Source organism: Ruegeria sp. BG10 (assembly GCF_056538575.1).
Window position 1 is genome coordinate 58004 of the sequence record NZ_JBQFTI010000003.1, and the last position, 22306, is coordinate 80309.

The window sequence follows — 22306 nt, forward strand, 5'->3', positions numbered from 1 at the left end:
TACACCCGCTTCAATGTAAACCGTTTTCGCTGATGATCCGGTGACTTACTCCACCGTAATTGTGATCACCTCGGACACAATCGGTGTGGAATGCGGCACATGGCCCGCATCACCAAGAACCAGCTGCAGCGTATGCTGGCCGGGGGCCAGTTCCAGCGTCACCTCGGTCTGGCCGCCACCGAAATGCAGATGGTTGTCATCCGAAGGCAGACCATAGGCCAGTTCATCCGCGCCGTCCTCGCCCTCACCCAGCGGAGGACGGTCGATCAGCAGATGGTGATGGCCGGTATTTTCCTTCTCGGTCCCGGCCGGGGCCACGCCCATGCCGCTGAGCCCGAAGACCACGGTCACGGGTGACTGAACGGTGTCACCATCGGCCAGATTCACGAAATAGACTTTCGCGTCGGGGTTGGACGGCGTTTCACCTCCGGCCAGCGCAACGGCGGCGGACAGGCACAGGGCAGCAATGGTGAAAAAGGCTTTCATGATCTCCTCCGTGGTCACAAATTTGCCATTCTCACCATAGCATACCTGCGCCGGACCCCCTAAATCCCCTGCCCTGACAGGCTTGTGGCGATCCTGGAAACCACTGTTTCGACGTTTCCCATCTGCAAACGATCCGAATTGAATCCCTGATATTATCCCATGTCTGCCCAGTTTCCGCCCAGATTGGCGGCCAAAGTCAGGCAACGAACAAACACCCGGGGAACGAGAATGGATCGATTGACCGAAATGGAAGCCTTTGCCAACGTGGTGGACCAGGGTGGCTTCACCGATGCGGCCAAGAAGATGGGCATCTCCAAGTCGGCCGTGTCAAAGCACGTTTCGAGCCTTGAGGCCCGATTGGGTGCGCGGCTGCTGAACCGGACGACCCGGCGTGTGTCCCCGACCGAAATCGGGCTGGCCTACTATGATCGGGCGCGCCGCGTGCTGAATGATGCGGGCGAGGCCGACGCGCTGGTCACGTCGATGCAATCGGCCCCGTCCGGCCTGCTGCGGATCAGCGTGGCGACGGATTTCGGCGTCAATCATCTGTCTCCGGTATTATCCGAATTTCTTGCGGCCTATCCCGACATCACCGTGAACATGGTGCTGAACAACCGCTATGTAGAGCTGATCTCGGAAGGGTTCGACGTTGCCGTGCGCATTGGCGAGCTGGAAGACAGCACGCTGCGCGCCCGCAAGCTGACCGAGACCGTCAAACGCATGGTCGCCGCGCCCAGCTATGTCGAGAAATACGGACGTCCGCACAAGATCGACGATCTGAACGAACACAAGCTGCTGCATTATTCCAGCCAGTCCTCGGGCAATGTGTGGAAACTGACCGCGCCCTCCGGTGAAAAGCGGCAGGTGCGCACCGCCGGCTGGCTGAGCGTCAATGACGGCCAGTCGCTGCTGAACGCCGCGATTTCCGGTCTGGGGATCGCATATCTGCCCAGCTACCTATATGCCGACGCCCTGAAATCGGGCGCAGTTCTGGATGCGATGCCGTCGCTGCCGGACGAGGTGCAGGGCGTGTACGCTGTCTATCCCCCCGGCCGGTTTACCCAGCCCAAGGTCCGGGCTTTCATAGATTTTCTTGTCGAATCCTTCAACGAAAAGGGTCCGATGGACTGGTAATTTCTCCCAAGGTGAACTTCGACGGCCCGCGCGACTATGCGGGCCTTTTTTTGCCCGGAACCATCAGTTCACCAGCAGAACCGCCTCGACCCGGCGGTTCAGGTCGCGCCCCTCGGGTGTTGCGTTGGACGTGAGCGGCGCCAGATAGCCGATGCCCCGCGCCTCGATCCGGTCCGCGGCGACGCCATGCTGTTCGATCAGACGCGCGCGCACCGCCTGCGCCCGGCCGGTGCTGACCGAGATATTGGCGTCAAGCGCGCCGGTGTCATCGGTGTGGCCCACCAGCGCCAGTCGCGTATCCGGGTTGTCAGCCAGAAACGCCGCGATCAGCGCCAGCGAGGCAAATGGCCCCGTGCCCAGCGTGATCTCACCGGTGCGGAAATGCAGGTCATCCAGAATGACATGCCCGTTCTGTTGCAGATCCTCCAGCAGCCCGCCGGCCTGGCTGACCGTTTCCTCGATCACCAGCGGCGGCGGAGCGGCGGCATCAGCCGGGGTGACGCGGATCATCTGCACATAGCCGTCCGGCGGGTTGCGACTGACCAGCAGGCTCAGGACCTCATCGCCGCGTGTGGCGGACAAAAAGCGGTAATCCTGAATCGCCACGTACATGTCGGGGGTTGGCACCACCTCAGTGCCAAAGCGGAAATCGAAACCGCCGCAGGCGCGCGCCTCGCATTCGAACAGAATGTCATAGCCCTGCGCCGCGATCTGATCGCGCAGGGGCGCAAGCAGTTGCAGCGTCGTGCTGGACCCCGATTGCAGACGCCAGGTGAACCGCTCTACCCGCCCTTCAACCATCCGCGCGGGAACGTGGCCGTCCGCATAGGGGCCGGTCGGCAGCTCATAGCTGTCCAGCGGGCTGGTGCGGTCGCTGATCTGGCGCGCACCCTGCGGCAGCGTCAGATCCTGCGCGGCAACCGGCCCGGCCATCAGCGTCAGGCAAAGGAGGGCGCGCCGGATCATCGGGCCTGCGCGTGGTATTCGTCGTTCGGGGCCATCGCCGTGGCGCTGGCGACCCGGTTCGACATGTTGAAAAACCCGGTCACGTTGGCGATGTCCCAGATGTCGCGATCCGAGAATCCGGCGTCGCGCAGGCGCTGGCGGTCGGGTTCCTCGATTTCGGTGCTGGCTGTCGTCATCTTTGCGGCAAAGTCCAGCATCGCGCGCTGGCGCGTGTCCAGAGGCGCCACGCGGTAGTTCATGACCAGCATTTCGCCCAGTTGCGGGTTGCCGGACAGCTGCCGAACCGCCGCGCCATGCGCCACGAGGCAATAAAAGCACTTGTTGATCGCGGACACGACTACCGCGATCATCTCACGTTCCAGCTTGGTCAGGCCGCTGTCGGCCAGCATCAGGTCGTTATACATCGCCGTGAAGGCATTCAGCTTGTCGATGTCAAAGGCATAGGCCCGCAGCACATTCGGGACAAACCCCAGTTTTTCAACGCAGATATCAAAATATTTCTGCGTTTCGGGCGGCAGCGGATCCACCATCGGCAGGTTCAGCGCGGTCGGCATGTTCTGGTCTGTCACTTCGGGCTCTCTCCTTGGGCAAGCTGACGGTAATGGTATTCGCCGGCGATCTCCATCCCGAGCGCACGATAAAGGCCGTTGGCCCCCGCATTTGCCTTGGTGCAGATCACGCTGAGCGTTTGCGCCCCATTGTCCAGCGCCCAGAACGCGGCGGCGCGCATGGCCCACCGGCCCAGCCCCTGGCGGCGGTGATCCGGCAAAATCTCCAGCGCATGGACCATTGCAATGTCTCCGTGCAGGGCGACGAATCCGGTTCCGGCGGGGTGATCCATGTGACGCAGCAGCAGGCCGGTTTTGGAACCCTGCGCCCGATCCATGACGGCCCGTCGCGCAGGCCCGATACCGCCCTGCGCCCAGATTTCCTTCATTATCGACAGGGGCGGCCAGACGGTGAAAACGGTCACCGGAGGGATCGGCAGGTCGGTCAGGGCCATCACCGGACAGGCGTAGATGTTGACCGGATCCAGAATGTCATAGCCACGTGCGTCAAGCCGGGCATCCAGCGCCTCATCACCCGGGCGCAGACAAAAGATGCACGGTTGGTTCATGGCCTGCATTGCCGTTTCGGCGGCTGAAATATCCTCGTCCGTCACAGGTCCCAGAGCACTGGCGGCCGACACCCGCGATCCGCCACCCTGCCCCAGACGCAACTGAAACGGACCCAGCCGCCGATACCCTGCGGCGGGCCAGGTCCCGTCGACAACCTCCGCCCAGTTGACGTTCACAGATCGAGATCTTTCGCAAGCCGGGTGGTTGCGGCGTCTATGCGCGCCCCGTCCGTGCCGCGCACGACCACATTGGCCCCGAAGACGCCGTTGATCTGAAACGGATAGCAACCGATGGACAGGTCGTTGAATTCTTCGGCCAGAATCGACAGGGTGGCGGCGATATCGCCTTCGCCCCGGTCCACCCGCAGGGTCTGAGACAGCAGGGGGCTGCCGCCGGTCAGACCGGGCAGAACGCTGGCGACCATGGCCTGAAACACCAGGGGCACCCCGGCCATCACATGCACATTCTCGATGGTGAACCCCGGTGCGGTCGACACCGGATTGTCGATCAGAACTGCCCCGTCGGGGATGCGGGCCATGCGCAGGCGGGCTTCGTTCAGCTCAAGACCCGACTTGTCGTAATGGGCCTGCAGCAGCGCCCGGGCGTCGTCGCGAATGTCGATATGCGCGCCAAAGGCCCGCGCGATGCAGTCGGCGGTGATATCGTCATGGGTGGGTCCGATGCCGCCGCTGGTGAACACAGTGTCATGGGCGGCAGACAGCGCCTTGACCGCAGCCTCAATCGCGGGGGCGTCGTCGCTGACAATGCGAACCTCTTTCAGGTCAATGCCGTGTTTGGCCAGTTCCCCGGCCAGGAAATGCATATTCGCGTCACGGGTGCGCCCCGAGAGGATCTCGTCCCCGATCACCAGCATTGCAGCGGTTGGATTGGCCATGACGCGCGCTCCTCTTGATCGACCCCTTGGGCAGGTATAGGCCCTGTGGCATGAAATTTGAAACCCCTCTTGTCCCCGCCCGCCTGATCCGCCGCTACAAACGCTTTCTGGCCGACTGCACGCTGGAGGACGGGCGCGAGGTGACCGCCCATTGCGCCAATCCGGGGTCGATGATGGGGCTGGCCGAACCGGGCGAGAAAATCTGGCTGGAGCCCAATGACGACCCGAAGAAAAAGCTGAAATTCGGCTGGCGGCTGGTCGATCATGAAAACGGCCATTTTACCGGGGTCGATACATCGGTTCCCAACAAAGCCCTGCGCGCGGCGCTGATGGCCCGCGAAATCCCCGAACTGGCGGCCTATGAAACGGTGCGGCCCGAGGTCAGATACGGCGAAAACAGCCGCGTTGACTTTCTGCTGCGCCAACCCGGCCTGCCCGACGCGTATGTCGAGGTCAAATGCGTGACGCTGTCGCGGACCCCCGGTCTGGCCGAGTTTCCCGACAGCGTCACCGCCCGCGGCACCAAACATCTGGGCGAGCTGACCGCGATGGTGGCGCAGGGGCATCGGGCGATCCTGCTCTATCTGGTGCAGCGCACCGATTGCGACCGCTTTGCGCTGGCAGCGGATATCGACCCGACCTATGCCGCTGCCTTTGCGACAGCGCAGGCGCAGGGGGTCGAAAAGCTGGTGTATGAGACCCGGATCTCACCGGAAGGGGTCTGGGTGAACACCACCCGCATGGCCTGAAACCACGCCCCGGTTGACGTGCGGCGTGGCGGGTCCGGCCTTTGGCGTACCGGCTCTGAAAAACCCCGTCGCTCGCCTTAAAAGTGCCACAGATTCGAAACACACACGACACAGGAGAGTACGCCGCGCACCGGGGCGCAACCCAGAGTATCCGAGGCAAAAAACCAGAGACACCAATGAAGAAATTTACCGCATTTATCGCAGCAGCAATTGCCCTGACAGGGTGTTCCGTGGACCCGCAGGCCGCCGCGACACGCCGCGCCAGCCTGGTTCAGAGCGTATTTCCGAACCCGGCCGATCAGCAGGGGCTGGACCTTGCTTTCCCGCTGGAATCCGGGGGCGTGTTCAGAACCGTGGAAGTCGGCTTTTTCCCGGAAGAGGTATCGGAACCCGAAGTCAGACGCCGCGTTGCATCGTTCTGCACCCGGCAGGCCAACCCCAGGCTGAGCGGGCAGGCCGCCATCAAGAAAGACCTGGGCATCAGTAACCGAACCCAGGGCGACGGGTCGGTTCGGCCGGTGCACACGATCTTTTACACCTGCCTCTGATCAGACCGGCGCTTTTCCAGGGGACCCCGGCGAATCCGTCGGGGTCCTTTTTTGTATCTGCACCACGGGCGGCAGCGCAGGTCCGGGGCCTGAAATCCCAATAAAACCGTTCCTTTTCTTGAAATTTCGCGGGTCGGCTCCATCTCACTGGGGGCAAAAGAGACGCCACTCCACACCCTCTGGTACTTTCTGCACAAGCAGCGTAAAAGAAATGCTGCGCGAAACTTTTGGAGCCTCGCACCGATGAAGGAACATCGTGGCCGTCTGACGAAGGACGGTATCCGCATCTATGAACAGGGAGACTTTGCCGGCATGCACGCCGCAGGGGCCCTGGCTGCGCGGATTCTCGACGATATCGCGGGACATGTCTTTCCTGGCCAGACCACCGGCGAGATCGACCGCCTGATCACCCAGATGGTCGAGGACGCGGGCGCAACCTCGGCGACGATTGGCTACAAGGGCTATCAGCATGCCAGCTGCATCAGCGTCAACCACGTGGTCTGCCACGGCATTCCCGGTGACAAAAGGCTGAAGGACGGCGACATCCTGAATGTCGACGTCACGGTGGTAGTCGACGGCTGGTTTGGCGACACGTCGCGCATGTATGTGGCCGGCAAACTGCCGCGCAAGGCCGAGCGGCTGATCCAGGTGACCCATGACGCCCTGTTCAAGGGTATCGAGATGGTAAAGCCCGGCAATACCTTCGGCGATATCGGCCACGCCATTCAGGCCTATGTCGAAGCGCACCGGATGAGCGTTGTCCGCGATTTCTGCGGCCACGGTCTGGGCCGTGTGTTCCACGCCCCGCCGAACGTGCTGCACTATGGCCGTCCGGGAACCGGCGCCAAGCTGGAAGAGGGTATGTTCTTCACCATCGAGCCGATGGTCAATCTGGGCCGCCCCGAGACCAAGACGTTGGCCGATGACTGGACCGCCGTGACACGCGACAAGTCGCTGTCGGCGCAGTTCGAGCATTCGGTGGGTGTCACTGCGGACGGGGTCGAGATTTTCACGCTTTCGCCCGGCGGCAAATTCCACCCGACCTATTCGTCCTGATCGGTCGCCTGATCGCGCAGAAGCTTCACCAGAAGTGTTTCGTGTCCCCATGGCGTCACCGCGTCGTGGATGAACACCGGCGCGCGCATCGGTTTGCGCTCGGGGCCGGTTGTGGCTTCAGCCTCCTGTGACGGGGTCCAGGTCATAGGGGTCAGGGCACGGTCCATGACCTGGATATTAGCACGGCGGTCTCAAATCCCCAAAAGCGCAGGCACCTGTGCCATGTCCGTGAACGGTTCCGCCCCCAGATCGGCCAGCTTCGACCCGTCTCCGTGCGGCACATAGGCCAGACAACGCATGTTGGCGCGGGCCGCGGCGGTCACGCCGCTTGCGCTGTCCTCGATGACGACGGGATGGGAGGCACTGAACTTTTGCGCTGCCATCTGGAACATGCCCGGATCCGGCTTGGCGGTGCCCAGAACATGGGCCGAGAACATCACATCGCGAAACCGGTCCCACAGTCCGTTCTGACCCAGGGTGATCTGCATCTTTTCCGGGCTGCCATTCGAGGCGACGCAAAACGGCACGCCCCCGGCCTCCAGTGCCGATAAAAGGTCGGGAATGCCGGGCATCAGGGCAACGCCGCCACGCAATCCTTCGTAGATTTCCGCATAGATCTCGTCGACCCAGTCGTCCGGAAGATCCGCCCCCATCTTGCGCGCCCTGGCGTGAACCCCGGCCATGGTACCGCCCAGAAAGAACCCGACACTGTCCTCGACGCTCAGGTTCAGCCCGTACCCGGCCAGATTGTCGACCAGTATCTGGTTGGACAAGGGTTCGCTGTCGACCAGAACGCCGTCGCAGTCAAAGATGATCAGGTCATGCATGGCAAGGCTCCGTTCACGCTGGCGTGTCGCGCCACATCAAAGAGATATGAGTGTCACCGTATTTTCGGCTGTCCTTTAGGGTAAAGCCGTCCGGGGCCTGCATCGGGGCGTTTTCCTCCCAGACCAGCAGGGCGCCGTCTGCGATCCAACCGGCCGGCAGCGCGGCAACCGCCTTCTGACCCAGCGACTTGCCATAAGGCGGGTCCAGAAAAATCAGGTCATAGGCCGGTCCGGGATTGGCTGTCAGCCGGGTGGCATCGCGGCGGATCAGGTTCGTGCGGTCGGCGCTGCGCGTCAGGTCGATATTCCTTCGGATCAGACCCTGCGCCACACGCCCGTCATCGACAAAGGTGACATGCGCCGCGCCGCGCGACAGCGCCTCTAGCCCCAGCGCGCCGGTGCCTGCAAACAGGTCCAGCACGCGCAGCCCGTCAAAGTCGATCTGGTGGCTGAGCACGTTGAACAGGCTTTCGCGTACCCGGTCGGTGGTCGGGCGCAGATGCGCGCCCGCGTCGCCCTTGCCGACTGAGGCCAAGGCACGGCCCCGGAACGCTCCGGCGATGATCCTCACGCCTTGAGCAGCGGTTTCAGATCCGCGTCGGGGTCGGCGACAACCGCCGGATCGGCGGTCTTGCCCGCGTCGATCAGGCGTTTGCCGACCATATAGGCCCGCGGATCGTTCATCGCATCCACAGCGATCAACTGATCGCCTTTGTAATACCAGAAAGACACGGTTTGACCGTCTCCCTGCCGCGTCACCACACGGTCATAGCCGGTGTTCAGGCCGGCGATCTGCAATTTTACATCATACTGATCCGACCAAAACCAGGGCGTGGCCACATAATCCTTGCCCGCACCCAGCAAGTTCTGAGCCACCACCTCGGCCTGATCTATGGCGTTTGGCACGCTTTCCAGACGGATGCGGTCACCCTTATGCGGGAAAGAGGCGCAATCGCCCGCCGCCCAGATCGACGGATCGGATGTGCGCCCATGGGCGTCGGTCTTGATGCCGTTGTCCAGTTCCAGCCCCGCCATCCCGGCCAGTTGGGTCGCGGGGGCGATACCGACGCCGACAACGACGAACTCGACCTCCAGCTCGGTGCCGTCGGTCAGGACAGCCCCGGTGACCCGGCCGTTTTCGCCGACCAGACGATCCAGCCCCACGCCCTCACGGATATCGGCCCCGTATTCGGTGTGCAGGGCGCGGAAATAGTCGCTGGTTTCCGGTGCGGCCACGCGTTGCAGGATGCGGTCGGCCATCTCGACCAGGGTCACATTGACACCGCGCTTGGCGCAGACCGCCGCGGCCTCAAGCCCGATATAGCCGCCGCCCACGATCAGGGCCCGTGCCCCGTCGGTCACGTCAGGACCCATCCCATCCACATGGGCCAGATCACGCACCACGTGCACACCCTCCAGATCACCGCCAATCGCGGCCGGCAGGCGGCGCGGATCCGAGCCGGTGGTGAGGGCAAGCATGTCATAGTTGATGACCTCATCGCCCAACGACACGGTTTTGGCCTGCGGGTCGATCGCTGTCACGCGCTGCCCCAGGCGCAGCGTGATATCGTTCTCGGAATAGAAGCTCTCGGGCCGCAGAAACAGGCGTTCAAGCTCCATCTCGCCCAGCAGATAGGCCTTGGACAGCGGCGGGCGCTGATAGGGCAGATGCGGTTCGGCCCCGATCAGCGTAATCTCACCCTCGAACCCGTCCTTGCGCAGCCTGGCGACCAGCGACGACCCTGCCTGCCCGGCACCGATCACGACAATATGGCTCATGTTCCTCCCACCCTGTCGAATTCCCGTGGTTTCATTCATTTGCTCACCTATATTGCGGCTAAGCCCGACTCTGCAAATCCAAACGACAGGAGCTTAGAAATGATTTCAACAGGTGACACGCTGCCCGATGCAACCCTGATCCAGATGGGCGCCGAAGGCCCCGAAGAAGTTCGGATTTCCAACAAGACCAAGGGACGAAAAGTTGTTGTTTTTGCCGTTCCCGGCGCGTTTACCGGCACCTGCACGACCGCGCATGTGCCCAGCTTTATCCGCACCAAGGGCCAGTTCGACGCCAAGGGTGTGGACGAGGTAATCTGCGTTGCGGTCAACGACCCGTTTGTGATGGGCGCCTGGGGCGAGTCGACGGGGGCCACCGCCGCCGGACTGACCATGCTGTCCGACGCAGCATCAGAATTCACCAAAGCCATCGGCATGGAATTCGACGCCCCGCCTGTCGGGCTGTTCGCGCGGTCGAAACGCTATGCGATGCTGGTCGAAGACGGCAAGGTGGTTGCGCTGAATCTGGAAGAAAACCCGGGCACCTGCGAGATTTCCGCCGGTGAAAGCCTGCTGGACGCGATGTGATCCCCGGCGGCCCCGGCACGCCCGGGGCCATGAGCCCAATTTAACTTGATGCGTTTCCCTGATGGGCCAATACTTGCCCCATACATTCAGGGAGTTCGTTTATGAAACTGAAGTTATTCACGCTTTTGCTGGGCGCAGCAGGCGCATTGGCCGCCTGCGGACCAGCCCCGACACCTCAGCAACAGGCGGCGCGACAGCACGAGATTGCCTGCCTCAGCGGCACACTGGGCGGCGCGCTGATCGGCGGCGCCATCGGCAACCAGTTCGGCGGCGGGTCCGGCAAGGCCATCCTGACGGCGGCCGGCGCGGCTGCCGGTGGGATCGAAGGCCAGAGATTTGCATGCTGAGGAGAAACGGAATGACACGTGGATTTATTGTGATCGCGGCCATCTTTTTGTCCGGCACCGCCGTGGCCGAAACGGTTGCGGAATTGCATGAAAAAGAACTGAACGCCATCGACACAAACAATGACGGTTTCCTGTCCAAAGACGAGTTCAACGCCTTTTCCGACTATGCCTTTCAGACCATGGACGAAGACAAGAACGGCACGCTGGGTCTGGACGAAGCCAAGCCGTTTCTGGACATAAAACAGTTTCAAAACGTTGACCGCGACAATGATGATTTTATCTCTCGTGCAGAATATGACGCACAGATGAACGAAGATTTCTCATCCGCGGACAAGGATGGGAACGGTCAGCTGGATTGAACCCGAACAGCTCCGGCTGCGGCCGGGCTGATTTGAGCAAACAGGGGCGTGCAATGAACAAATGGGTACTTCTTGGCGTTCTGGGCGCGTTGGCCGCCTGTGACGTGCCGCAGGCACCGGTGGTGACCGGGCCGGACGGGCAGCCGCGCATTCAGATCAACGCCTCTGGCCTGACCTGCTATAACAACCGCTGTCTGGACGTAAATCTTGCGGCGCGCAGCGTCCGCCAGATCGGCAACCGGACAACCCGCATACCGGGCAATATCGACGTCAGCGACGGCACCGTCACACCCGAGGAATTCCGGCAAATGGGGACTGCGGCATCGCTGGCCGGCGGCGAAGGATCGCAGAGCGACCGGGGCTGAACCCGCCGCTAGACCAGACTGTCCATCTTGCGGGCCAGTTTGGCGTCCTGCGCTGACAGGCCGCCGACGTCATGGGTGGACAGCGTGACCTCGACCGTGCGGTAGACATTCGACCATTCGGGGTGATGGTTCCATTTCTCGGCAAAGATCGCCACTTGCGTCATCCAGCCAAAGGCGTGGACGAAATCCTCGAAGATATAGGTCTTGGTGATCGCGTCCCGGTCCTTGACCATGGTCCAGCCGTTCTTGAACAGCGGGTCCAGAAGCGGGCCGCGGGTCTCGGTCGACAATAGTTCGGTCATTGCTGTTCCTCCGGGTTCGATTTCCTGAACGGGCCGTATTCCGTCAGAATCTCGATCTCTTCTCCCACTGCCTGGGCTTCGACGTCCAGATATGTTCTGATCGCGTCCGCAAAGCCGGGGTCGCCTACCCAATGCAAGCTATGCGTGCGCGTTGGCAGATAGCCGCGCGCCAGCTTGTGTTCGCCCTGTGCGCCGGCTTCGACCCGGGCCAGGCCTTCGGCAATGGCAAAGTCGATCGCCCTATAATAGCACAGTTCGAAATGCAGACAGGCGTGGTGTTCGACACAGCCCCAGTAGCGGCCAAAAAGCGTTTCGCGCCCGATAAAGTTCAGCGCCCCCGCGATCGGATAGCCGTTCCGCTCCGCCAGTACCAGCGCCATGTCATCGGCCATGGTTTCCTGAGCGATATCAAAGAATTGTCGGGTCAGGTAAGGGGCGCCCCATTTGCGCGACCCGGTGTCCTGATAGAACTGCCAGAACGCATCCCAGTGCTCGGGTTGCAGATCGGGCCCTGTCAGCGTGCGGATCTCACCGCCAAAGCCGCGGGCCTGCGCCCGTTCCTTGCGGATGTTCTTGCGCTTGCGCGAAGACAGCGCGCCCAGAAACCCGTCAAAATCGGTGTAGGTGTCATTCAGCCAGTGAAATTGCTGCGACATGCGCCGCATCAGACCCATCTGTTCACCCGCCAGGGCCTCATCCTCGGTGCAGAAGGTGGCGTGGACCGACGAAACGCGGTTGTCCGCCGCCAGTTGCACCGCGCCCTGCACCAGCGCCGACATGCCAACCGCCTCGTACCCGGGCCGCACCAGAAACCGCCGCCCGGTTGCAGGGGTAAACGGAACGGCGATCTGCAGCTTGGGGTAATAGCGCCCGCCCGCATTTTCATAGGCATGCGCCCAGTTGTGGTCGAAGATGTATTCGCCCTGGCTGTGGGACTTGGCGTACATCGGGGCCGCCGCGATCAGCATCCCGTCCAGAAAGGTGGTCAGGTATTGCGGCTGCCAGCCGGTGCCGCGCCCGACCGAGCCGCTTTGCTCTAGCGCCAGCAGGAACCTATGGGTGGTAAAGGGATCCAGAGGACGCCCGCCATCGGCGGCCTCGGGGCAGGCACAGCTGTCCCACTCGGCCGCAGAAATCTGCGAGAGCGATCCCAGTACCCGAACCTCGATCTGCGCCTGATCCATATGCCCTCCGCCTCTGATCTTTATCTGTGACGGCGCGGGGTGGGATCAACCCGGATGCGGGGCCAAATACCCTTCAAAGGTCACATTGTCGGCAACTTCGCGGGCTTCCGCCTCCTGCGCGGGCGATCGCACTGTCCAGCACAGAACCGGCACGCCGCGCGCCTTCAACTCGGCCACGCGGGGGCGGTCCAGATCCGCCACCTCATGGCTGATGAAACTGGCGCCGACCCGGTCGAAATCCGGGATGTCGCGCAAGTGATCGCAAACCGCCTGCGGCAACAGCTCGACCTTGGGCTGGTAGGAACATGTCACGATGCCGCGCGGCAGATGCGGGGCCAGCCGGCCCAGTTCGGCCACCGAATTGGGGTTGAAAGACATCAGCGCCACCGGCCCGTCATACCCTTGCAGCGCGCGCACCGCATCCTGTTCCAGCGCGCCGATATCGGTGCCCATCGCACCGTCCTGATCCTTGAACTCGATCAGCAGCGGCACTTTGCCCGCGACCATGTCCAGCACCTCGTCCAGTGTCGGAATGCCATCTTCGGCATGCAGCAACCGGGTCCCGGAGGCCCGGGCCGAGCTGATCTGCCGGATCGGCCCGGACTGCCCCGTCAGGCGCGTCATGTCATAGTCGTGAAACACCATCGCCCGGTTGTCGGCGGTCAATTGCAGGTCGATCTCGATCCCGTAGCCCGCCGCAACAGCGGCGCGAATGGCCGCGCGGCTGTTTTCGGGACGGCCGTCCGAAACGTCATGCAACGCCCGATGTGCAAGCGGGACGCGCAGGAATTCTGCTGGCAGCGGCGGTGTCATTGAACCTCGAAGATGCCTTCGATTTCGACCGCCACGCCCAGCGGCAGCGAGACCGCACTGACGGCCGAGCGTGAATGGCGCCCGGCATCGCCCAGCGCCTCGACCAGAAAATCCGAGGCGCCGTTGATCACCTGCGGCTGTGCGGTGAAATCAGCGGTGGAATTCACGAAACCGGTCAGCTTGATCACGCGCACCAGCTTTTCGATATCTCCGCCGCAGGCCGCCTTGACCTGCGCCAGCAGATTGATGGCACAGACCTTTGCGGCCGCGGCGCCGGCCTCAACATCCATGTCATCGCCCAGCTTGCCAGTGATCAGATCGTCATCCTTGGAAATCTGGCCCGAGACATAGACGATGTTGCCCACGCGCACGAACGGCACGTAATTGGCCGCTGGTGCCGGCGCGTCCGGCAGGGTGACGCCCAGGCTTTCCAGTTTTGCTGCGATGCTCATGCGGTTTCCTTCCAATCTTGAGTCGGGGGGAAGCTAACCGGGAAGACCCGGTTCGAAAAGTGTGAATTCAGTGCACGGCCTGCCTGAAAGGTGGGCGTAACTTTTCTTATTCCGAACTGTTGAACTTGTGTCACTTTACCTCAACCCTTCGGGCAGGTTAAACGCTAGCTGTTTCATAATCGTTGAGAAACATCTATGTGACATCGGATTGGGGCGTGCAAAGCGACCACCTGCAGTATTGATTGAAAGTTCGGAAACCCAAAAACCGAACGGTTTGGAGTGGCAAAGACCGTGTTGAGCAAAATCAGCCTGAAGCCCCTGATCGTCCTGTCCCTGCTGACGGTCTTCAGCGCCTGCGCGACGCAGCCCGCCGAGGAAGCCGCGCGGGGCGAAGTGTTTGATCCCTATGAAAAAACCAACAGGGGCATTCATAAATTCAACCTGGGCGTAGACCGGTTCCTGTTCCGACCGGCCTCGAAGGGTTATGTCAAGATCGTGCCCGACCCTATGGTGACAAGCTTCAACCACTTCGCCGAAAACCTGACGATGCCGGGCCAGGCGCTGGACTATCTGTTGCAGGGCAACCTCAAGCAGTCCGGCAATGCCCTGCTGCGCTTTGTCGTCAATACGACCGTGGGTGGCGCGGGCCTGTCCGATCCTGCCAGCGAACTGAACCTGCCGCCCGTCGATACCGATTTTGGTGAAACCCTGCACGTCTGGGGCTTTGGCGAGGGCGCCTATGTCGAACTGCCCTTCTATGGCCCGTCGACATCGCGGGACGCGGTGGGGGTTGTGGTCAACCTGTTCTCGAACCCGATCAATTTCAGCCCCACCCGCCCGGTCGACAATATCGGCGTCTATGCCGAGGTCGTGCGCCGGATGGGGGATCGTGGGCGGTTCTCGGACACTGTCGACTCGATCCTGTATGAAAGCGCCGACAGCTATGCGCAGGCACAGACAATTTATCTGCAAAACCGGCGTTTCGAACTGGCGAGGGACGATGAGGAGGCCTATCTGGGTCTGTATGACGACCCCTACGCTGAAATCGGGACCGACCCAGTCAGGGACCCCTACCTAGACCCTTACGAGGACCCCTATGCCGAGTAACCATTTGAACCGACGCAGTTTTGTCGCGACCAGCCTTGCCGGTCTGGCGCTGACTGCCCTGCCCCTGCCCGTCTTTGCCCAGACCGAAGCCAGCGCCAAGGCGCTGGTCGTCAATGTCGTGGACGACATCAATCGGGTGATCGCCTCGGGCAAATCCGAAAAGGCGATGATCCGCGATTTCGAAAAGATTTTCGTGCAATATGCCGATGTGCCGATCATGGCGCGGTACGTGCTGGGGGCCGACGGCCGCTCGGCCAGCCCATCGCAGCTGAAAAAGTTCACCCAGGCGTTCCAGGGCTATATCTCGAACAAATACGGCCGGCGTTTCCGGGAGTTCATCGGCGGTCAGGTCACCGTCCGCAACGCCCGCAAGATCAAGGCTGGCTACGAGGTGCGCACTTCGGTCAAGCTGCAGGGAACATCCCCGTTCGAAGTGACCTTCCTGGTTTCGGACAAATCGGGGCGCGACAGGTTCTTCAACATGTTCATCGAAGGGGTGAACATGCTGCTGACCGAACGGACCGAGATCGGTGCCATGCTGGATGCCCGTGGCGGTGATCTGAACCGGCTGATCAAGGACATGAACAAGAATCAGGTCGGCTGATTCAAGCCGGATCCTGACAAAAGCGCCGCGCGATTGGGTTCGCGCGGCGTTTTGCGTTCAGTTCAGGCGTTCGCCGGTTTCCCGGGCGAAATATGACACTTTGCTCATGTCAAAGGCGAGGTTCAGCACTTTGCCGGCCTGCGCGCTGGTTTCCGCATGCAGCCGCGCGGTGACCTGTTTGCCGCCCAGTTCAGACACGACATAGGTATCCGCCCCGGCAGGTTCGACCATATCGACCATGCATTCGGCCTCCTGCACGCCGGCACCGGCGCGGAACCCGGCCTCGGCAATGTCTTCCGGACGCAAGCCAAGGATCACGTCCTGCGGCAGCGACAGGTCGCGGGCGTCCTTCAGAACCAGCGTCTCGCCCGATGGGCGCGAGATGGCGATCTGGGTGCCGGACCCGTTCCTGCTGGCTTGCGCCGGAATCAGGTTCATCGCAGGCGAGCCCATGAAATCGGCCACAAACAGGTTGGCCGGGTTGTTGTAGATCTCGGCCGGGCTGCCGATCTGCTGCACAATGCCGCCTTTTAACACGACGATCTTGGTGGCCAGCGTCATCGCCTCGATCTGGTCATGTGTGACGTAGACGATGGAGGCGTCCAGCGTCTGGTGCAGCTTCTTGATCTCGGTCCGCATCTCGACCCGCAGCTTGGCGTCGAGGTTCGACAGCGGTTCGTCAAACAGGAACAGCTTGGGGTCACGCACCAGCGCCCGGCCCATCGCCACCCGTTGACGCTGACCGCCCGACAACTGGCTGGGGCGGCGGTTCAGCAACGGTTCGATTTGCAGCAGTTGGGCAACCTCTTTCAGCTTGGCGTCCTGTGTCGCCTGATCGACCCCGCGCACTTTCATGCCAAACGTGATGTTCTTGGCCACGGTCATGGTCGGGTACAAAGCGTAGGACTGGAACACCATGGCGATGTCGCGGTCCTTGGGGCTGACATGGGTCATGTCATTGCCGCCGATGGACAGCGTGCCGCCGGTGATCGGCTCCAGCCCCGCGATGCAATTCAGCAGGGTGGATTTACCGCAACCCGACGGGCCAACCAGCACCAGGAAATCGCCCGGTTCGATCGAGATGTTGATGTCCTTCAGAATCTCGGTCGCGCCGTAATTCTTGTAGAGATTGTTGATATCGAGGATGGGAGCCATGGGTCTTATCCCTTCACGGAACCAGCGGTCAGACCGCGGATGAAATACTTACCGGCAACGACATAGACGAGCAGCGTCGGCAGCCCCGCGATGATCGCGGCGGCCATGTCGACGTTGTATTCTTTGACGCCGGTGGTGGAGTTTACGATGTTGTTGAGCGCCACGGTCACGGGCTGCGTCCCCGCCTGGCTGAACGACACGCCGAACAGGAAGTCGTTCCAGATCTGGGTGAACTGCCAGATCACGGTCACCACGATGATGGGCAGCGACAGCGGCAGGAAGATCGACCAGAAAATCCGCATGAACCCGGCCCCATCGACCCGCGCGGCCTTGGTCAGCTCGGACGGAATGGTGACATAGTAGTTGCGGAAAAACAGCGTGGTGAAACCGAGCCCGTAGATCACGTGGACAAAGATCAGGCCCGGAATGGTCCCGGCGATCCCCATCATGCCCAGCAGGCGCGCCATCGGCAGCAGCACAACCTGAAACGGGATAAAGCAGCCGAACAGCATCAGCGAGAAGATGATGTTGGCGCCTTTAAACCGCCATTGCGCGACGACATAGCCGTTCAGCGCACCCAGCAGGGTCGAGATGGCCACAGCGGGCACCGCGATCAGGACCGAGTTCCAGAAATAGGGTCGCAGGCCTTCGCACTGGATACCGGTACAGGCACCGGACCACGCGGTTTTCCAGGCGTCCAAGCTGACCTCGCGCGGTAGGGAGATCAGGCTGCCAGTGCGGATTTCCTCAAGGCTTTTCAACGATGTGGTCAACATCACGAACAGCGGCATCAGGTAATACAGCGCGAACAGGCCCAGCAGAACGTAAAGCAGCCAACGCAGGGCAATCTTGCCCGTGGCGCTTTGGGTGCGGGTTTGGGTTTGGGGCATCGACAGATCAGTCATTTTTCGCCCTCAGCTCTGAATAAAGGTAAGGAACCACGATGGCAAAGACGACCAGCATCATGATCATCGCGGAGGAGGCCGCCTGACCGATGTCACCGCGCGAAAACGCCATGGCGTACATGTAGGTTGCCGGCAGATCAGTGGCGTAGCCCGGACCGCCACCTGTCAGGGCGATGACAAGGTCAAAGCTCTTGATGGCAAGGTGGGCCAGAACGATGAAGGCGGACAAGAAGATCGGGGCCATCGAAGGAATGATGATCGCGGTATAGATGCGCCATGTGGGGATACCGTCGACCTGAGCGGCTTTGATGATCTCTCCGTCAACCGAGCGCAGCCCGGCCAAAAACAGCGCCATGACAAAGCCCGAGCTCTGCCAGATCGCGGCCATCACAATGGTGTAGATGGCATAATCGGGGTTCACCAGCCAATCGAACTCGAAGTTTGTGAAACCCCAGCCCTGCACCATGGATTCAATGCCCAGACCCGGGTTCAAAATCCACTTCCACGCTGTGCCTGTGACAATCATCGACAGCGCCATCGGGTACAGGTAGATCGTGCGGATCGCGCCTTCGACGCGGATCTTCTGATCCAGCAGGATCGCCAGCAACAGGCCCAGCACCATCGCGATCACGATGAACAGCGCGCCAAAGATATACAGGTTGTTGATTGCCGTGTCCCAGCGTGGCGAGTCAAACAGGCGTTCATACTGAATGAAGCCCTTGATCTCGTATTTCGGCAGTAGTTTCGATCGGGTCAGCGACACCCATGCGGTCCATCCGATAAAGCCGTAGACAAAGATCAATACGGCGATGAACGACGGTGCCAGCACCACCTTGGGAAGGTGGTTTTCCAGCCATTCGGACATTTTAGCCTCCGGGGAAAGATGCTCTGCCCCGCATCATAGGGGGCAGAGCGTGTTGGATCAGTAGCTATTTGCTACCGCGTCCGCCAGTTGCTGAACCGCGTCAGCCGAGGACATATCCGAGTTGAAATGCGCGGTCACAACGTCGGTGATCGCACCGGACTGCGACCCGCGCAGCGCCATACCGTGGGCGTAGGACGGCAGCAGCGAACCCGCAGCCGAGGTCGCGCCCATATCTTCGGCCGACAGGTTTGCGCAGATGTCGAAGTCTTCCAGGCCGACATCGGTCCGCGCCGGGATCGACCCTTTGTTCAGGTTGAACACTTTCTGGAAGTTGGGCGCGACGATCAGCTTGGCCAACAGGTCCTGACCCGCTTTCTTGTCGTCACCGTCCACGTCGAACATGGCAAAGCTGTCGACGTTGTACAGATAACCATCGCCGGGGGTCGAGGCGCACAGGAAATCTTCGCCGGGCTTCTTGCCAGCCGCCAGAAACTCACCCTTGGCCCAGTCGCCCATGATCTGGAACGCGGCTTCGCCGTTCATGACCATGGCGGTGGCAAGGTTCCAGTCGCGACCCGAAAAGTTCTCGTCCACATATCCGCGCAGGGTGCGCATCTGGTCGAACACCTGAACCATCGTGTCCGAAGTCAACGCCTCGGGGTCCAGGTCAACCAGCGCTTTTTGGTAAAACTCAGGTCCACCTACGCCCAGCACAACAGCTTCGAATACGGTGGCGTCCTGCCACGCCTGACCACCATGGGCCAGCGGGATCACACCAGCGGCCTGCAGCTTCTCCGCTGCGGCGTTGAACTCGTCCCAGGTGGTCGGCATTTCGATGCCATTGGCGGCCAGCACGTCGGCGTTGGCCCAGATCCAGTCGACGCGGTGCACGTTCACAGGTGCCGCGCACCAGGTGCCTTCGCATTTCATGTGACCGGCAATCGAGGCGGGCAGGACGTCGGCCCAGCCTTCAGCCTCGGCAACGCTGGAAATGTCGGCCAGAACGCCCTCTTCGTACCATTCCTGAATGGCCGGGCCTTTCAGCTGAACAGCCGTCGGCGCGTTGCCAGCCAGAACACGGGCGCGCAACGCGGTCATCGCCGCATCTCCGCCACCGCCAGCAACCGGCATGTCAGTCCAGGTGCCGCCGTTCGAGGCGAACTCTTCCTGAAGAACGGCGACCGATTTGGCCTCACCGCCCGACGTCCACCAATGCAGAACTTCGGCCTCTGGCCCGGCCAGAACCGACGACCCGGCCATAACGGCCAGCGTCGATACGGTGGCAAATGCAAAACGCTTCATTTCGTGTCTCCTCCCTGAGAACTCGGTGACTGCGACAGCAGCGATGCCGGCCATACTGCGACCGTAACGCTGTCTGGCAACGCGTAATCCGGGGCAAATGCCCGCCAGTGTCCAAATTTTCACCGCTTTTGTTACAGCGTGTTACGTTGACATTGAATCTGTTTCCGTTCGTTACAATTGACGGTGTCGGAGGGCAGAGATCGGGAGGACAATCAGAGTGAGCATTCCGCGGCTTTTGGTGGTGGATGACGACCCGGATATGCGGGCAATGATGACTCAGTTTCTGCAACAGAACGGGTTCATCGCCCTGCCCGCCAGTTCGGAAAACGAAATCCGCGCGCATCTGACGGCGGGGCGGATTGACCTGATCCTGCTGGACGTGATGCTGGGCGATGAGAACGGCGTCGAGATTTGCGCCCGTCTGCGGGCTGAGCAGGATGTGCCGATCATTCTGGTCTCGGCCCTGTCTGCCGACCATCAGCGGATGGCGGGGTACGAGGTCGGCGCCGACGATTACATCGCCAAGCCGTTCAACCCGCAATTGCTGCTGGCGCGTGTCCGCGCGGTGATGCAGCGTGCCCGGCGCACCCCGTCCCTGGTCTATCGCCGCCGCACACGAAACTTTCGGTTCAATGACTGGAGATACGACGGCAAACGCGATGAGGTGCATTCGCCCGAGGGCTATCTGGTGTCCCTGTCGCAACGGGAAACCGCACTGCTCAAGGTGTTGCTGGCCAACCCGCATATCCCGCTGACCCGGGATGAGATCGCCGCCGCGCTGGATGTCACCGGCGGCGCCGACAAGCCCGAGGCGCAGGGACGCGCCATCGACATGCTGGTCGGACGGCTGCGGTCCAAGATCGAAGCCAACCCGAAAGACCCGCAGATGCTGCGCACCGAACGCGGGGTCGGATATGTATTCGCCGCCGATGTCTCGGTGGATGAGGGCGCATGACATCGCGCGCGCCGCGCCTGCGCAGCCTGGGCTGGATCTGGACCGGAGCGGCCTTTGCCTCGGGACTGCTGTCGGCGGGACTGTGGTTCGCCTCGGCCCGCGCCTGGGATGAATTTCTGACCCGCACCTATGTCGCCGGGTTTGCCATCTACGAAGACCTGCGGGTCGGCAATCCGCCGCCCGACGGCGTCACGATCACCGACCTGCCCGCGGCCGCCGCGCATCTGGCGGATGCTGGGCGGTTCGAGCAACTGCCGGGCCTGTCAGACCGGAGCTTCGTGACCAACCTGTCGATCCTGACCGACAGTTCGGCCCCCCTGACCGGGCGCGAGCTGACACTGGCGGTGATGTCCGACCGCCTGGTCTATCCGGTCTCGGACATCCTGTCGGGGATTGATCAGACGGCACCCGAAAAGATGGGCAACCTGACCCGTCTGCTGGCCACCTATTGCAGCGAACCCGTTGTCATCGCGCGGTTCGGCCGCAATCCCTGGCAGCAGATCGACGGCACCAGCCTGTGGGGGTGCAGGGCAGCGCCGGCGGACCTGCGCCTGCCGGCCATTCTGGCCGCCATCGTGGCGCTGGCGGTGGTTCTGACCTCGATCGGCAATGTCTCGGACAGCTTCACCCGGTTTTCCACCGCCCTGCGCGACCGCAAGCGACATGGCGGGCCCAGCAGCTATGACGCGGACGGTCCCGCGGAATTGCGCGACATTGTGTCGGCAGTGAACGACCATCTGGATGCCGAGCGCATGCAGCTTGAAAAACGCGCCACCGTCCTGTCGGGCGTCAGCCACGATCTGGGTACACCCGCCACCCGCGTCCGCCTGCGCGCGGCCCTGATCCCCGATGACGAATTGCGCGAAAAGCTTGAGGCGGATGTGGACCAGATGACCGGGATGATCGAAAGCGTGTTGACCTATACGCGGTCCGAGCTGAGCGTTGAGGAGCCGCGCCAGATTTCGCTGACATCGCTGGTCGAGTCTCTGGTCGCCGATTACCAGGATATGGACCTGCCGGTGACCCTTAAGAAAATTGCCCCGGTCGCGGTCGAAGGCGCGCCGTCGGTCTTCATGTCGCGGCGCGGGCACGGGTCCCTGCCGGAAACACGGCGAATGCTGGTCATGGGGCGGCCGATATCGCTGCGGCGCGCGATGACCAATCTGATCGACAACGCACTGAAATATGGTCGCCGCGCCGAAGTGCAGCTGGAAACCGATGCCCGCACGGCGACCATCACCGTCGAGGATAAGGGCACAGATCTGTCCGTGTCGGATATCGAGGCGCTGATGGCCCCGTTCCGGCGCGGGTCCAATACAGGGTCCTCGGACGGGTTCGGTCTGGGCCTGACCATTGCCGCCACCATTGCCGAACAACATGGGGGCACGCTGAGTTTCGAGGCCGGGGGTCAGGGCCTGCGCGCGCGGCTGCAGATCACCCGGCAGTAA

At 61.9% G+C, this 22306-nt stretch carries 29 protein-coding genes; 12 read left to right on the plus strand and 17 right to left on the minus strand.

Translation table 11 applies throughout. The annotated features are described in order from the left end of the window. Positions 1–45: 45 nt before the first annotated feature. The gene (locus ACR0D8_RS13565; RefSeq protein ID WP_480647222.1) at positions 46–486 is read right to left on the minus strand and encodes a DUF4399 domain-containing protein; all 441 of its coding nucleotides are present in this window, start codon (positions 484–486) and stop codon (positions 46–48) included. Positions 487–714: 228 nt separating this feature from the next. On the opposite strand from ACR0D8_RS13565, the gene ACR0D8_RS13570 reads away from it, so the two are divergent. Further along, a complete protein-coding gene (locus ACR0D8_RS13570) occupies positions 715–1620 on the plus strand; it encodes a LysR family transcriptional regulator (RefSeq protein ID WP_475156890.1) in 906 nt (301 codons plus the stop codon). Positions 1621–1683: 63 nt separating this feature from the next. Here the strand turns inward: ACR0D8_RS13570 and ACR0D8_RS13575 are convergent, their stop codons facing one another. The 4 genes from ACR0D8_RS13575 to ACR0D8_RS13590 are packed head-to-tail and all read right to left on the minus strand — an operon-like array spanning position 1684 to position 4599. Then, the gene (locus ACR0D8_RS13575) at positions 1684–2586 is read right to left on the minus strand and encodes an OmpA family protein (protein WP_480647224.1); all 903 of its coding nucleotides are present in this window, start codon (positions 2584–2586) and stop codon (positions 1684–1686) included. Continuing rightward, positions 2583–3155 carry a peroxidase-related enzyme gene (locus ACR0D8_RS13580; RefSeq protein WP_480647226.1) on the minus strand — a complete coding sequence of 191 codons (573 nt, stop codon included), beginning with the start codon at positions 3153–3155 and terminating at the stop codon, positions 2583–2585. The genes ACR0D8_RS13575 and ACR0D8_RS13580 overlap by 4 nt, the downstream gene beginning before the upstream one ends. Then, positions 3152–3880 (minus strand): GNAT family N-acetyltransferase, encoded by a 729-nt coding sequence (locus tag ACR0D8_RS13585; RefSeq protein WP_480647228.1) that lies wholly within the window; start codon positions 3878–3880, stop codon positions 3152–3154. The genes ACR0D8_RS13580 and ACR0D8_RS13585 overlap by 4 nt, the downstream gene beginning before the upstream one ends. After that, the gene (locus tag ACR0D8_RS13590; protein ID WP_480647230.1) at positions 3877–4599 is read right to left on the minus strand and encodes a competence/damage-inducible protein A; all 723 of its coding nucleotides are present in this window, start codon (positions 4597–4599) and stop codon (positions 3877–3879) included. The genes ACR0D8_RS13585 and ACR0D8_RS13590 overlap by 4 nt, the downstream gene beginning before the upstream one ends. 50 nt (positions 4600–4649) lie before the next feature. Here ACR0D8_RS13590 and sfsA point away from each other — a divergent pair, with 50 nt between their 5' ends. The 3 genes from sfsA to map all read left to right on the plus strand — a co-directional run bounded on the left by sfsA (position 4650) and on the right by map (position 6952). Beyond that, entirely contained in the window at positions 4650–5348 is a 699-nt protein-coding gene (gene sfsA, locus ACR0D8_RS13595; RefSeq protein WP_480647232.1) for a DNA/RNA nuclease SfsA, read from the plus strand. Positions 5349–5524: 176 nt separating this feature from the next. After that, positions 5525–5896: a hypothetical protein gene (locus ACR0D8_RS13600; RefSeq protein WP_475156862.1), complete on the plus strand. Its 372-nt coding sequence runs from the start codon at positions 5525–5527 to the stop codon at positions 5894–5896. Between the two features lie 243 nt (positions 5897–6139). Then, entirely contained in the window at positions 6140–6952 is an 813-nt protein-coding gene (gene map / locus ACR0D8_RS13605) for a type I methionyl aminopeptidase (protein ID WP_480647234.1), read from the plus strand. Here the strand turns inward: map and ACR0D8_RS13610 are convergent. The 4 genes from ACR0D8_RS13610 to ACR0D8_RS13625 are packed head-to-tail and all read right to left on the minus strand — an operon-like array spanning position 6940 to position 9558. Next, positions 6940–7119 carry a hypothetical protein gene (locus ACR0D8_RS13610; RefSeq protein WP_480647236.1) on the minus strand — a complete coding sequence of 60 codons (180 nt, stop codon included), beginning with the start codon at positions 7117–7119 and terminating at the stop codon, positions 6940–6942. The genes map and ACR0D8_RS13610 overlap by 13 nt on opposite strands. 24 nt (positions 7120–7143) lie before the next feature. Further along, a complete protein-coding gene (locus tag ACR0D8_RS13615; protein ID WP_480647238.1) occupies positions 7144–7779 on the minus strand; it encodes an HAD family hydrolase in 636 nt (211 codons plus the stop codon). 13 nt (positions 7780–7792) lie between these two features. Beyond that, on the minus strand, positions 7793–8350 hold the full coding sequence (rsmD, locus tag ACR0D8_RS13620; protein WP_480647240.1) for a 16S rRNA (guanine(966)-N(2))-methyltransferase RsmD: 558 nt from the start codon (positions 8348–8350) through the stop codon (positions 7793–7795). Further along, positions 8347–9558, minus strand: coding sequence for an NAD(P)/FAD-dependent oxidoreductase (locus tag ACR0D8_RS13625; protein WP_480647241.1), 1212 nt, complete (start codon positions 9556–9558; stop codon positions 8347–8349). Before ACR0D8_RS13625 ends, rsmD begins: the two co-directional genes overlap by 4 nt. A 99-nt stretch (positions 9559–9657) precedes the next feature. Here ACR0D8_RS13625 and ACR0D8_RS13630 point away from each other — a divergent pair, with 99 nt between their 5' ends. The 4 genes from ACR0D8_RS13630 to ACR0D8_RS13645 all read left to right on the plus strand — a co-directional run bounded on the left by ACR0D8_RS13630 (position 9658) and on the right by ACR0D8_RS13645 (position 11214). Continuing rightward, on the plus strand, positions 9658–10143 hold the full coding sequence (locus ACR0D8_RS13630; protein WP_475156833.1) for a redoxin family protein: 486 nt from the start codon (positions 9658–9660) through the stop codon (positions 10141–10143). Positions 10144–10244: 101 nt separating this feature from the next. Continuing rightward, positions 10245–10490: a glycine zipper 2TM domain-containing protein gene (locus tag ACR0D8_RS13635; protein WP_480647243.1), complete on the plus strand. Its 246-nt coding sequence runs from the start codon at positions 10245–10247 to the stop codon at positions 10488–10490. Between the two features lie 11 nt (positions 10491–10501). Further along, positions 10502–10849: an EF-hand domain-containing protein gene (locus ACR0D8_RS13640; protein ID WP_480647245.1), complete on the plus strand. Its 348-nt coding sequence runs from the start codon at positions 10502–10504 to the stop codon at positions 10847–10849. A gap of 53 nt (positions 10850–10902) precedes the next feature. Then, complete coding sequence (locus ACR0D8_RS13645; protein ID WP_480647247.1) at positions 10903–11214, plus strand: hypothetical protein; 312 nt, start codon at positions 10903–10905, stop codon at positions 11212–11214. 8 nt (positions 11215–11222) lie between these two features. Here the strand turns inward: ACR0D8_RS13645 and ACR0D8_RS13650 are convergent, their stop codons facing one another. From ACR0D8_RS13650 to ACR0D8_RS13665, 4 genes are read right to left on the minus strand one after another with little or no spacing between them, the layout of a single operon-like run. Further along, entirely contained in the window at positions 11223–11516 is a 294-nt protein-coding gene (locus ACR0D8_RS13650) for a 4a-hydroxytetrahydrobiopterin dehydratase (RefSeq protein WP_475156813.1), read from the minus strand. Next, a complete protein-coding gene (locus tag ACR0D8_RS13655; protein WP_480647250.1) occupies positions 11513–12700 on the minus strand; it encodes a GNAT family N-acetyltransferase in 1188 nt (395 codons plus the stop codon). Before ACR0D8_RS13655 ends, ACR0D8_RS13650 begins: the two co-directional genes overlap by 4 nt. Before the next feature lie 45 nt (positions 12701–12745). Next, positions 12746–13513: a glycerophosphodiester phosphodiesterase family protein gene (locus ACR0D8_RS13660; protein ID WP_480647251.1), complete on the minus strand. Its 768-nt coding sequence runs from the start codon at positions 13511–13513 to the stop codon at positions 12746–12748. Next, positions 13510–13965 carry a RidA family protein gene (locus ACR0D8_RS13665; protein ID WP_475156801.1) on the minus strand — a complete coding sequence of 152 codons (456 nt, stop codon included), beginning with the start codon at positions 13963–13965 and terminating at the stop codon, positions 13510–13512. Before ACR0D8_RS13665 ends, ACR0D8_RS13660 begins: the two co-directional genes overlap by 4 nt. 291 nt (positions 13966–14256) lie before the next feature. On the opposite strand from ACR0D8_RS13665, the gene ACR0D8_RS13670 reads away from it, so the two are divergent. Together ACR0D8_RS13670 and ACR0D8_RS13675 are read left to right on the plus strand one after the other, a co-directional pair. Beyond that, the gene (locus ACR0D8_RS13670) at positions 14257–15072 is read left to right on the plus strand and encodes an MlaA family lipoprotein (RefSeq protein WP_475156798.1); all 816 of its coding nucleotides are present in this window, start codon (positions 14257–14259) and stop codon (positions 15070–15072) included. Next, complete coding sequence (locus ACR0D8_RS13675; RefSeq protein WP_480647254.1) at positions 15062–15676, plus strand: MlaC/ttg2D family ABC transporter substrate-binding protein; 615 nt, start codon at positions 15062–15064, stop codon at positions 15674–15676. Before ACR0D8_RS13670 ends, ACR0D8_RS13675 begins: the two co-directional genes overlap by 11 nt. A gap of 57 nt (positions 15677–15733) precedes the next feature. Here ACR0D8_RS13675 and ACR0D8_RS13680 read toward each other — a convergent pair whose 3' ends face one another. Genes ACR0D8_RS13680 through ACR0D8_RS13695 form a run of 4 tightly spaced genes read right to left on the minus strand, consistent with a single transcriptional unit; the run spans position 15734 to position 19903 of the window. Next, positions 15734–16831 carry an ABC transporter ATP-binding protein gene (locus ACR0D8_RS13680; protein ID WP_480647255.1) on the minus strand — a complete coding sequence of 366 codons (1098 nt, stop codon included), beginning with the start codon at positions 16829–16831 and terminating at the stop codon, positions 15734–15736. 5 nt (positions 16832–16836) lie between these two features. Next, positions 16837–17736, minus strand: coding sequence for a carbohydrate ABC transporter permease (locus ACR0D8_RS13685; RefSeq protein ID WP_480647257.1), 900 nt, complete (start codon positions 17734–17736; stop codon positions 16837–16839). Then, positions 17729–18601 (minus strand): carbohydrate ABC transporter permease, encoded by an 873-nt coding sequence (locus ACR0D8_RS13690; RefSeq protein ID WP_170387762.1) that lies wholly within the window; start codon positions 18599–18601, stop codon positions 17729–17731. The genes ACR0D8_RS13685 and ACR0D8_RS13690 overlap by 8 nt, the downstream gene beginning before the upstream one ends. A 57-nt stretch (positions 18602–18658) precedes the next feature. Beyond that, positions 18659–19903, minus strand: coding sequence for an ABC transporter substrate-binding protein (locus tag ACR0D8_RS13695; protein WP_480647259.1), 1245 nt, complete (start codon positions 19901–19903; stop codon positions 18659–18661). Between the two features lie 217 nt (positions 19904–20120). Here ACR0D8_RS13695 and ACR0D8_RS13700 point away from each other — a divergent pair, with 217 nt between their 5' ends. Then, the gene (locus tag ACR0D8_RS13700; RefSeq protein ID WP_480647261.1) at positions 20121–20858 is read left to right on the plus strand and encodes a response regulator transcription factor; all 738 of its coding nucleotides are present in this window, start codon (positions 20121–20123) and stop codon (positions 20856–20858) included. Continuing rightward, complete coding sequence (locus tag ACR0D8_RS13705) at positions 20855–22306, plus strand: sensor histidine kinase (RefSeq protein WP_480647263.1); 1452 nt, start codon at positions 20855–20857, stop codon at positions 22304–22306. The genes ACR0D8_RS13700 and ACR0D8_RS13705 overlap by 4 nt, the downstream gene beginning before the upstream one ends.